At 73.1% G+C, this 10312-nt stretch carries 12 protein-coding genes and 1 pseudogene; 5 read left to right on the top strand and 8 right to left on the bottom strand.

Going from position 1 to position 10312, the window contains the following annotated elements; translation table 11 throughout:
• Nucleotides 1-234 precede the first annotated feature (234 nt).
• The 6 genes and pseudogenes from AB0E96_RS32345 to AB0E96_RS32320 all read right to left on the bottom strand — a co-directional run bounded on the left by AB0E96_RS32345 (nt 235) and on the right by AB0E96_RS32320 (nt 5578).
• The gene (locus AB0E96_RS32345; RefSeq protein ID WP_359829347.1) at nt 235-1254 is read right to left on the bottom strand and encodes a hypothetical protein; all 1020 of its coding nucleotides are present in this window, start codon (nt 1252-1254) and stop codon (nt 235-237) included.
• 302 nt (nt 1255-1556) lie between these two features.
• Nucleotides 1557-2096, bottom strand: a pseudogene (locus tag AB0E96_RS32340) (RNase adapter RapZ); the annotation flags it as partial.
• 55 nt (nt 2097-2151) lie between these two features.
• A complete protein-coding gene (locus AB0E96_RS32335; RefSeq protein WP_359829346.1) occupies nt 2152-2679 on the bottom strand; it encodes a hypothetical protein in 528 nt (175 codons plus the stop codon).
• A 3-nt stretch (nt 2680-2682) separates the two neighbouring features.
• A complete protein-coding gene (locus AB0E96_RS32330) occupies nt 2683-3294 on the bottom strand; it encodes a hypothetical protein (RefSeq protein WP_359829345.1) in 612 nt (203 codons plus the stop codon).
• Nucleotides 3291-3878: a hypothetical protein gene (locus AB0E96_RS32325; protein WP_359829344.1), complete on the bottom strand. Its 588-nt coding sequence runs from the start codon at nt 3876-3878 to the stop codon at nt 3291-3293. Before AB0E96_RS32325 ends, AB0E96_RS32330 begins: the two co-directional genes overlap by 4 nt.
• A 71-nt stretch (nt 3879-3949) precedes the next feature.
• Nucleotides 3950-5578: a hypothetical protein gene (locus AB0E96_RS32320; RefSeq protein WP_359829343.1), complete on the bottom strand. Its 1629-nt coding sequence runs from the start codon at nt 5576-5578 to the stop codon at nt 3950-3952.
• A 292-nt stretch (nt 5579-5870) separates the two neighbouring features.
• Between AB0E96_RS32320 and AB0E96_RS32315 the strand changes: the two genes are divergently transcribed.
• The 5 genes from AB0E96_RS32315 to AB0E96_RS32295 all read left to right on the top strand — a co-directional run bounded on the left by AB0E96_RS32315 (nt 5871) and on the right by AB0E96_RS32295 (nt 9062).
• Nucleotides 5871-6446, top strand: a complete 576-nt coding sequence (locus tag AB0E96_RS32315; protein ID WP_359829342.1) for a hypothetical protein — start codon at nt 5871-5873, stop codon at nt 6444-6446.
• A gap of 141 nt (nt 6447-6587) precedes the next feature.
• Nucleotides 6588-7805 (top strand): helix-turn-helix domain-containing protein, encoded by a 1218-nt coding sequence (locus AB0E96_RS32310; RefSeq protein WP_359829341.1) that lies wholly within the window; start codon nt 6588-6590, stop codon nt 7803-7805.
• Between the two features lie 239 nt (nt 7806-8044).
• On the top strand, nt 8045-8299 hold the full coding sequence (locus tag AB0E96_RS32305) for a hypothetical protein (protein WP_359829340.1): 255 nt from the start codon (nt 8045-8047) through the stop codon (nt 8297-8299).
• Nucleotides 8296-8538 carry a hypothetical protein gene (locus tag AB0E96_RS32300; protein ID WP_359829339.1) on the top strand — a complete coding sequence of 81 codons (243 nt, stop codon included), beginning with the start codon at nt 8296-8298 and terminating at the stop codon, nt 8536-8538. The genes AB0E96_RS32305 and AB0E96_RS32300 overlap by 4 nt, the downstream gene beginning before the upstream one ends.
• A 146-nt stretch (nt 8539-8684) precedes the next feature.
• Nucleotides 8685-9062 carry a hypothetical protein gene (locus AB0E96_RS32295; RefSeq protein WP_359829338.1) on the top strand — a complete coding sequence of 126 codons (378 nt, stop codon included), beginning with the start codon at nt 8685-8687 and terminating at the stop codon, nt 9060-9062.
• Nucleotides 9063-9114: 52 nt separating this feature from the next.
• Here the strand turns inward: AB0E96_RS32295 and AB0E96_RS32290 are convergent, their stop codons facing one another.
• Together AB0E96_RS32290 and AB0E96_RS32285 are read right to left on the bottom strand one after the other, a co-directional pair.
• Nucleotides 9115-9330, bottom strand: coding sequence for a hypothetical protein (locus AB0E96_RS32290; protein WP_359829337.1), 216 nt, complete (start codon nt 9328-9330; stop codon nt 9115-9117).
• A gap of 53 nt (nt 9331-9383) precedes the next feature.
• Nucleotides 9384-10312: hypothetical protein (locus tag AB0E96_RS32285; protein ID WP_359829336.1), on the bottom strand; the 929-nt coding region annotated here is incomplete at its 5' end.

Raw genomic sequence — 10312 nt, 5'->3', positions numbered from 1 at the left:
CGAGCCCGAACGCGGACGGCGGAACGCCGGAGAGGCCCGCCGGCTGCGCGCCGCACGGGCCCCTCCTCGGCCACCCTCACCCCTCGTCAGCCCCGGCGGACCGACACCGCGGTCACCCACGACCACCACGACGGCGGGCGCGAGACCGACCCCCCAGCCGAGCCCGAACGCGGACGGCGGAACGCCGGAGAGGCCCGCCGGCTGCGCGCCGCACGGGCCCCTCCTCGGCCACCCTCACCCCTCGTCAGCCCCGGGATCGGGTCCGTCCGCCTCCTCCGGAGGCTCCGGCATGTCCCACTCGGTCTCGTCCACCCCCGCCGACGGCCCGGCCGCGACGGCCGCGCCCGGGTGGAACGCCCGGGCCACCCGGAGGGCGCCCGGTTCCACCCGGGGCTCCGGCAGTTCCACCACGACCTCGACCACCCCGGCTCCGCCCGAGCCTGACTCGTCGGAGTCGGCCTCGACGGCGGCCAGCAGCTCACCGTCCGGCGCCTCGTCGCCGAGTTGTTCCACGTCCGCCCGACCCTGTTCCACGAACGGCTCGTCACACAGCCCGCACAGCACCGGGCCGTCCTGGAGGTTCTTCGGCGTCAGCTGGAGCCGCCTCGGCGGCGTGCACCCGCAGTCCGCCGCGACGCGCTTGCCCGCGGTCCGTTCCTCGGGCCGTTTCTTCGCCCGGGGGTTGGGCTCCTCCTGGCCCTGGCCCCCGCCGCCGTCCAGGTACGGCAGGGAGGCCCGGTCGATCTCCCGGATCGCGGCTGCGAAGTGCCCCCGGGCCGGACCGCCCATGGGCGCCCGCGCGAACCCGATCACCGGCTCGGCCTTCGCCGGCGGCTCCAGGCCGATCTCTCGCGCGATGGCGGCCCACCGCCGGTTATGCCACCGGCCGCCCTGTGAGCTGCACGTCTTCACCCCCCGGGCGGCCCCGATCCCGTGGGCGGCCTCCTTCAGCAGAGCCTCCATCACCGCCTCGCCGCCGATCTGCAGCAGCTCGCCGGCCACGAACACCTCCGGCAGGCGCCGCTCCCCCGGGCTCTCCCCCTCCAGCGGCAGAGCCGCCCACCGGTCCGGCCGGTGCTGACTGCGTTTCAGCGGCGCCGGCTGCCCGTCCTTCCCCTTCCTGTTCGGCTGCCCCGACCCGGTGATGATCACCGCCCGTGGAACCTCGGAGTTCGCCGCCCGGATCGCAGCCCACGCCTGTTCCAGGGCGGAGATGATCCGCGCGCCCTCGTACCCTCGCCTGTCCTTCGCCATGACACATTCCTAGCGTGCACACACTATGTTTGGGGTCTTTCTGGAACTCGCGTCGCAGTGTTCCAGGACCCGGATTCCACGGGTGGCCTAGCTGTTCCACACGGTGGAACAGCTAGGCTCGCCCCGCCCGTCCGGGGCGGACTGTTACCGGGAGAGAGGGGACGTCATGCCGGTGAGAGGCGGATGCGGGAACTGCGGTCACCCGCTCGACCCTCACAGCGGAGGTCGCTGCGGGAACTGCGGCGCGACGAACCCCCGCTGACGGAGGGCGGGCCCCGGCGGCCCGCCCTCCCCTGTGCTGGTCAGTACCCGGCCTGGACCAGGGCCGCGGCCGCGTTCTCACTGGCCACCTGCGTGTCGAACTCGTCGTCTTCGCCCAACTGCTCCCACAGCGACGCCAGCGCGGGCTCGATCACCTCGCTGTACGCCTGGGTGCGGTCGGCGTCCCGGCCGGACTCCACCACGTCCTTGTCCAGGTCCCGGTGGGTCAGGGAGACGTGGAACTGCGCCGCGACCAGCGCGGCCTGCAGCATCTCCGCCGTGGCCGCGGCCCTGTGACGTCCGCCGGCGCACCCCACCGCGACGCGGAACGGGTGGGTCTCGGCGCCGGGGCCCATGGCGTACGACTGCGCCATGGTGACGGCTGCGGCCACGACCTGGAGGATCCCGGGGGTGGCGGCGACGGCGTCGCGCACGTCCTGGTCGCGGGCGGTCAGGTACCGCAGCGCCGGGTTCACGTGCGGGTCGCGGAAGTGCTTGCGCAGGTCCAGGGTGAACTCGGCCTCCGGGACGGCGCCGTGCAGGTACCCGAAGCTGGTGATCTCGACGTTCATGGTGTTCCCCTCCTCGCCCCGCGCGGGGGCTGGTTGATGGTGTCGGTCCCGCCCGGGTGGGCGGCTACCACAGTCCGATCTGCAGGGCGCCGCCCGGCTGGCCCGCGATGACGGCCCGCTCGATGGCGGCTTCGACGTCGGCGCCGGCCTCCAGCGCGGCCTTGATGGCGTCGCGGATCGCGCGGGCCCGGCCGGCCGGGCCGCGCTCGTCGGTGAGGGTGTGGCCGATCTGGCGGCTACGGGCGGCGTACTCGCCCGCGTTCTGCGCCCGGGTGCCGGCCAGCCAGTGCGCCGGGTTCTGGCAGCTCGGGGAGTCGCACTTGTGCCGGACGACGTCGGCGGCCAGCAGCTGCTCGACGCCGTGCACGATCGCGAACCCCAGTGCGTGCGCGGTGACGATCTGGCTGGTCCGGTCGGTACGGCTGCCCGCCCTCAATTTGCCGTGCCCGCTGTCGGAGATGGCTCCGAGCCAGTACCAGCACTGGTCTTCGCCGCGACGGTAGGTCTTCTCCTCGTGCCGCTGCCGGGTCTTCGGGTCGGCCAGCAGCTCGGCCCACGGCACCGGGGCCGTCGGCGGCCTGGTCCTGGCCATGGGCTACCCCTGACCCCAGTACTCCGCGCACCCGGTGCACGCGGGCTCCCCGTTGCCGAGCTCGCCGTGGTGGGCACAGTGCCAGTCCGGCCCGTCGTACTGCTCTTCGCGGACCTCCTCGACCAGCGCCACGGACTGCAGCCCGTGCCGGGCCACCGCGGCATCGATCGCGGAGCGCACCTCCCCCCAGGAGTACCGCGCCCCCACCGCCGTACACACGTCGATGACGTACAGGGGTTCGGACCACCCGTACAGGTGCCGCTTCAGTACCTCGGCCTCGGCCGCCGCGGCAAGGTGCCGGAGTTCGAGCGGTCCGCGTTCCACCTGCTCCGGGGTGCCGGGCTGGTCGGCACGGGCAAGTCCGGTGCCTCGGCAGTGCGCGCATTGCCCGGACTGGTCCGGGTGGGCGTTGCGGAACTGCTGCTGTTCCACGGTCAGCAGCGCGGTGATCGCGGCCGCGTTGGCCACCGGCACCTCGACGTCGGCCTGGGCTCCGCCGAGCCCCCCGCCGATCGTGAGGATCACCACCTGGTGGTCGGGGCCCATCGGGTACTCGTCCACCATCTCCTGGACGGCCTGGGCGAGCGCGGCCGCGGCCTCCTGTTCCTGCTTCACTTCGTCTCCTCGGTGTCAGTGATCTGGTTGGCCAGGAGGAAGGCGCCGGCGCGGGCCAGAGCCTCCTCGCGGGTGTCATACGTCTCGTCGGCTTCCTCGTGGCGGCGGTTCGCGGCGGTCCCGATCCACCACCAGCCGCTCTCGTCGGGGTGGTAGCTCACGCGAACCTCACCGCCGGCCATCAGCAGCTCGGTCGCTTCCGGCACCGGGACCATGACCCGGGTGACGCCGGGCCAGCGGCTGCGGGCTGACTGCCGGGTGATCCCCCACGCCTCGCCGAGCTGGACGTAGGTCGCCCCCTGGCTCCCCGCGCGGCCCGCCACCTCGACGGCGAGCGCGTCGGCCGCGGGGCCGACCTCCCGCAGCATCCGCAGCACCGACAGCGTGTAGTCCTGGGTCAGCCTCAGCGCTTCCCGGGTCGGAGCCTTGGTCCCGTCCGGCTGCTGCGCCAACCGGGCGGAGATCCTCCCCGCGTGGTTCCACGCGAGCGAGTAGATCTCCCCCCGCAGCTGTTCCAGCTGTTCCGCGCCGGGTTCCACGTAGGCCGGGCTGACGGGCCGCCAGAAGCCCTCTTCGTTGTCCATGTGTCAAGTGTAGCTGTCGCAGACAGTTTTGGCTGTCAGATTTGTGAAACTGTCTGCGACAGTTCCATCTGTCAGGGTTCGACGCGCTCGCAGCTCGGAACGTCTTCCCACCGCCCGTTCCGCTTGCGGATGGCGGCTCCCGCCCGGGGCAGGCCGCTGCCCCCACACCGGGTGCAGGAGGCGTCCGCGCCGGGGTCGAGCGCCCAGCTGTCCCCGCAGGTGTTGCACCGAGCGCGGTCGGCGCTGTCGTCGGTGTTCGGGATCGGCTCGCCGTACTCCTCGACGTCGGTCGAGCCGCACCGGGGGCAGGTGATGGTGTACCGGCGGTGCCCGGCGTAGAGCGGGGGCCGGGCGCGGTCGCACACCAGACAGGTCTGGTCGGTGAGGGCGTTGACGGTCTCGCACGCCACGCACCGCCAGTTCACCCCGTCGGCGTGGCCCGGCTTCAGCTCGGCCGGCTGCTGGCCGACGACGCTGGACCACGGGTCGCCGGGGTCCTCCGCCTCGTCGTCCTTGCGCAGGGCGTCGGCCTTGGCCTGGACGGCCTGCCTGGTCATCCCCGCGGCCCGGCCGAGCTCGGCATAGTTGGAGTGGGCCACGTCCTCCCACGCCAGGATCTGGTTCAACCGGGCGTTGACGGCAATCTGGGCCAGCTTCGCCAGCTTCTTCGCCTCGACCCGGTGCGGCCCCAGCACGGTCTCCAGCTCGCGGACCAGCTGGGCCCGCAGCCGGGCCCGCTGGGCGCGCATTGCCTGGTGGACGTCGACCAGCAGCACGCCCTCCTCCGTGGCGGCCCGCTGCTCCCGCTCGGCCAGATGGACCAGATCGTGGGGCTGGTCGTCGGCGGAGACCAGGGAGGACCGGCCGCTGAGCGCGTACCAGCGTTCCAGCTCCATCGGGGTGCGCCCGGAGGCCATCTCCCGCCGGTAGCCGTACAACCAGGCCCGGGTCCCGACGACCAGCAGCGGCCGGTTCTCGCCGAGCTGCAGGGCCATGGCCTCGGCGATCAGCTCACGGTCCGGGTCCCGGCCGAAAACGCGGGTCAGCTCGGGGGCCTGCTCGTCCAGCTGGGCGCCGGTCCAGTCCGCCCACTTCTTCTCGACCAGGTCGGGCACGGCGGCGACGGCCTGGGCCATCGACACGACCATCGGCGCGGGCCTCGTCGGGTCGTCGGGGTCGCGCTGCACCCGCCGGTGGATCTCGCAGGCAGCGGCCACGGACTCCGGAGACCAGTCGGCCTCGCCTGCGCCGGGCACCTCCACCAGGTTCTCCAGCAGGATCTGCGCGACGCCGGCCAGCTCTTCGGCCAGCGCGTTGCCCTGGTCGGCCGTCAGGTGCGGCAGCTCGCGCACCCCGGAGTCGATCTGCCAGTAGATCCGGGAGGGGACCAGGCCGGGGCTGTACCAGATCCACGCGTCCGCCCCGCCGTGGGAACCGCGGGCCTCCCAAGGCACCCGCCAGTCGTCGCAGTGGAACCGCAGCGTGCCCTCCTCCAGGTCAAGCACCAGCGCCTGGTACTGCCCCGCACCCAGCCCGGCGGGCTGCGGCCCGACGGCCTTGCCGTTGCTCTTGTCGTACGCCTCCAGCCACCGCTCGATCGCCTCCAGGTTCGGGGGCTGGGGCACCTCCGCCTCGGTCGCCGGGACGACACGGACACTCCTCGCGTGCGGCACCGTCAGGCGCCCGCTCTGGGTCATCATGACAACTAGATTGACACTGAATCATCTTCATGACAAGTAACTTGTCAAGGCTGGGTGAAAGTGGCGTCTGGGACTCCAGTACGGGGGCTGACCTGGCCGGATTCCGGATGGCCTGCTGGCGGAGGGGCCCGGCGACCGGGTATCTGTAAGGGCGTCAGCACGGCCGTGGGAGGTACATGTGTGGCGGCGGACGCCGACTCCGGGCAGCAAACGGGCCTGGCGGTGGCGCCTGCGCGAGATGGAACGGGAACGCCTGCGCCGGGCCGGGCAGGCTCCGCCGACCCTTCGGCAGATGCTTCCTGTCCTCGTCGCCCTGGTGCTCGCGGTGGTGCTCGGGGTCTGCTGGCTGACTTGGTCGGCCCAGTTGCTCGGGGTCGTCGGCCTGGTCCTCGGCGCTGGCCTCTACCTCTGGCTGCTCGTCTACCTCGTGCGCCTTCGTGGTGCGGCCGTCCGCCGGCGGAGGGGCCGTTACACCTCGGCGGAGGCGGCCGCGTTGACCGACGACCGGGTGCCGGGGGTGGTGCTGACCCTCCTTCGCCGCGACGGCTGGAAGGTGGCCTCCGTCCCCTACCAGGGCCAGCCCCGGATACTGGGCACCCGTGCGGGCCGCGAGATCGACGTCTGCTTCAGGGCCTCGGATTGGGAAGAGGACACCTTCACCTCCGGTCCGGGCCCGGCGCCCCTGCGGGCGGCCGGGACGGTCGGGTACGGCGGGGTGGTCCGGCTGATCGTCTCTCTCGGCAATTTCAGCCGCGGTGACGTGCTCTGGGCGAGCAGGCAGGGCGGCCTTCACCTGGTGGACGGCGATCTGCTCCGCCGCTGGGCAACAGGCGAGCGGGTCCACCGGCTGCTCGGCATCGTCGGCTGATCGACGGTGCCGTCTGCGGGCGGAGCAAGCAGGGCGGCGTCCGGTGGCTCCGGACCTCGGCCAACGGCCGGGTGCGCGGGCTCGCCCGGCGGCCGTACGCTGGCGCCACACAGTGGCCCCCCGCAGCAGGGAGACAGCCCGATGCCAGCACTGCCAGAGTCCCTGACAACCGGTCAGCGAATCCAGCGCCTGCGGGAGGCCCGGGGCATGTCCCGGGCCGTCCTGGCCGGCCTTCTCGGCCGTTCCCCGGCCTGGTTGAAGTCGGTGGAGAAGGGCAGGCTCCTCCCCCCGCGGCTGCCGCTCCTGGTCAAGATCGCCGAACACCTCAAGGTGCACGACCTGTCCGAGCTGACCGGCTCCCTCAGCCTGCCGGTGGAGCTGTTCTCGGGTCCGGAACACCCGGCGTTGGCAGTGGTGCGGTGCGCCGTCGACTCGGCTTCACTCGCCCCGGCGGCGGGTCGGGCCCCAGACCTTGACCACGTCGCGGCCGCGCTCGCCTCCGGCTGGGCGGCCCGGGACTCCCGGGGCGACCACCGCACCGCGCTCGCCGAGCTCCTGCCCGCCCTGGTCGGCGACGTCGCCGCGGCCGCCGTCCACCCGGAGGTCACCGACCGGCGCCGGGCCCAGGTGTTGTACGCCTCAACCTTGAACCTCGTGCAGATGTACGCGGCGTACCAGGGGGACGGGAACCTGGTGTGGAGGGTGAGTGAGCGGGCGCTGGCGACGGCCCGGGCGGCCGGCGACCCGGCGGCGGTCGCACAGGCGGCCTGGTTCCTGACTCAGGCGCTCCGGGAGTCCGGGCAGTGGGACTCCGCGCAGACGGTCACGGAGGAGACGGTGGCGCTGCTCGACCCGCTGCGGTCGACCTCGCCGGAGCTCGCGGCGGCCTGGGCGGCGATGGCCTGGCACGCGGCCATCACCCACGCCCGGGCGGGGGAGTCCGGCTTGGCCTGGGGCTGGTTCGACCGGGCAGAGACCGTGGCCCGGACCCTGCCGGGCTCCTGGTGGTCGTCGCCGACCTCGGCGTCTCAGTCGGCCATCGCGGTGCACGGGGTGACCGTCGCGGTGGAGCTGCGGCAGACGGGCACGGCCCTGGCCTGGGCCGACCGGCTCGACCCTCGGCAGATCCCCGCCCGACCGCGCCGGGCCCGGCACCTCGTGGAAGTCGCTCGGGCCCTCCAGCTCCGCGGTGAACACCAGCGCACGGCCGAGCTCCTGGCCGATGCAGTCGCGGCCGCACCGGAGACGGCCCGGTGGAACGGTGAGACGCACGCCCTGGTCCGCCAGCTCCTCGACGGCCCGGCGTCCGTCCGGCCGGCGGCCCGACTCCTCGCGGATCAGGTCGGCATCGCGGCCTAGCGTGGCCGACCAGCGGTGCCGCTCGCGGTACGCCTTCGCCCGGCAGGCACCATCGCAGTAGTACCGCCGTCGTGAACTTCCCCACGGCAACGGCCGACGACAAGAACGGCACCTTCGCCGCGGCCTGACCACACCTCCAGCATGCGCCCGTACGGCAGCGCGGGACCTGGTTCGTCGTACCGGAGTAGGGGGCACAGACTGTGCCCCCTACCTCCGCCCGCGCTCCCTACGGTGCGGGAATGGCACTCTCTCCCCTGCACATCATGTCCGGCGCCGACTCCGAGGCGTACAGGCTGGCCATCGTCGCCAGCGAGCGCCTGCGGACCTCTCTCTCCCACCACGGCCTCGACCTCCCCGGTGTCCGGGGCGACCACCCTTCCGGCCTCGGTGAGCCGATGGTGGAACTCGGCCGGTGCTCGGCGGCGGCCGTCCACGCCCTGGCCGAACTCCTCGACCGGCTGCCCCTCGACGGCAGAGAGGCGGGCGCCGTGTGAGCAACATCGGTGGCAACGGCGAACGCGCGGTCCACGCCTTCGAGCGTCACCCCCGCGACGGCGAGCGCGTCCTGGACTCGGCAACCGGGCAGGTCGGCATCATCGACGGGCAGGAAGTTCTCCGTTCGACGTGGACGGACCGGATCGTGGAACGCCGGGTCTGGCTCCTCCCGCCTGGCGGCGGCCACCAGTGGCCAGCCCGCCCCAACCAGCTCTCCCCCGCCCCCGGGACAACCTGACGGCCCGTCACGGACACCGCCCCTGACCTGCACTGTAGGAGGGGCGGTTTCACGTTTTCGACCGGGAATGAGAGGGGTTGGATACGAAATATCGGAAGGGGGGCAAGGGGCCGAAACCCCAGGGGCGGCGGGCCGTTGGACAAGGCATGGCTAAGACGTGGATGGAGGAGATCGGCAGCGGCCGGCACCGGCGACCCAAGGAGCCGCTGCCGGAGTGGAAGCCGGCGCCGATGCCTGAGTGCACGTGCGGGGGGTGCGATCCGGAGGCGTGGTGGCCGCAGTGCCAGCCTCAGCCGGAGTGGCCGGACCCGGTGCTGGCCCGGCAGGAGCTGGAGGCCAAGTGGGCGAGGACGGCGGCGCTCCCGCCGGCCCGACACCGGCGGCCCCGACCGGAGGAACTCGTGCCGGAGGAGACGCCTGTTCCGGAGGGCGCGGTCTCGTCGCAGGAGGTGCCGGAGGGCGTGATCTCGCTCCACGAACGGAGGGTCCGACGCGACAAGGGGCGGGCGCTCAGGAGGCGTTGAAACTCGAAGGGGGCCCGCACCGGGATGGTGCGGGCCCCCCTTGTGTGGGTGCTCAGGGTGCCGTACGGGCCAGCACGGCCTGGGGGTCACCGGGGTCCACCAGCTGCACCAGGTCGGCCGGGCCGGTCCAGCCCTGCAGCAGCCGGGCAGCCGAGACGCTGGCGAGCGCGCTCGCCCCGTGCTCCGGGTCCAGCAGCCGGCGACGGCTTCGGTGCGGTGCGGCGGCCAGCAGCAGCACCCTGCCGCGGGCCTCGCTCTCGTCGGTCATCGCGTCCTCCCCCGTGTCGTTTGTGCTGGTCAACGCCGTACGGCCTGGAACTGTTACCGCCACCGGCGCTCCCAACTCTCGTGCTGGGACCGCTCAACACGGGCCCAGTAGACCTCCAGCGGGCTGGCCTCCTCCGGCAGTTCCAGGAGGGCGCGGAAGTCGGCCTCCGGCTCCCGGTGCCAACGCTGGGGCGGCCGGACGGCGTCCTCATCCACGGCCCTGCGGGCGGTCCGGCGGCGGGTCTCCTCGATGGCGGCCCGGGCCGGGGCCGCACCGGCCCGGTTCCACGCAGGCAGCTGGGCCTGGTGCGCGACTAGGGCGGCGTACCGGCTGTGTTCCTCGTCGGCCCGCCATCCGTCGGCGAGCACAGGCAGGCGGGCCTGGTCCCACTCAACCCGGGTCTTGATGATCCGCCACAGCCGGTGCCCGACCAGGGCGGCCAGTGAGCGGGCCGAACGGCACTGGACCGTGACGGCCTCCACCAGCTCGCTGGCCGTCGCCCGGCGAAGTGCCAGCGCGGTGGGCTCCACCAGGCCCTCCAGCTCACGGGCCGACAGCACCCCGGCCGCCCCCCGCTGGTGCTGCCACCAGCGGCGGCACCGGGCGAGCACCTGCCGCGCGGCGGCCAGTTCATCGGCGCTGGGCTCCCGGCGACGGCGGGACGGCCGCCAGGATTCCTCGACCTCCTGAGCGCCGGTTTCCCCTGGGATGGTGAACGTATCTCCCCACAGGGGAGATAGCGCCTTCGCGGTATAAGGAGACGTCTGACACTCAGTGGGAGAACCGGAGTCTGGTGTGGTGTCAGGGGTGGTACGGGGGGCCGGGAACGGGTCCGCCGGCGGTTCCAGCGAGACCGGGGTGATCGGGGCCTGGGAGAGGTGCCCGAAGTAGGAGTCGGCGTCGTCCGGCTCCGGCAGGGCGTCGCTGTCCCACAGCCTCAGGGCCTCCTCCAGGTCCTCAGGGAGACCGGGCACGACCAGGT

The sequence above is a fragment of the Kitasatospora sp. NPDC036755 genome, from assembly GCF_040636595.1.
In the GTDB taxonomy this organism is placed as follows: Bacteria; Actinomycetota; Actinomycetes; order Streptomycetales; family Streptomycetaceae; genus Kitasatospora.
This window is presented reverse-complemented; position numbering and strand designations above follow the sequence as displayed.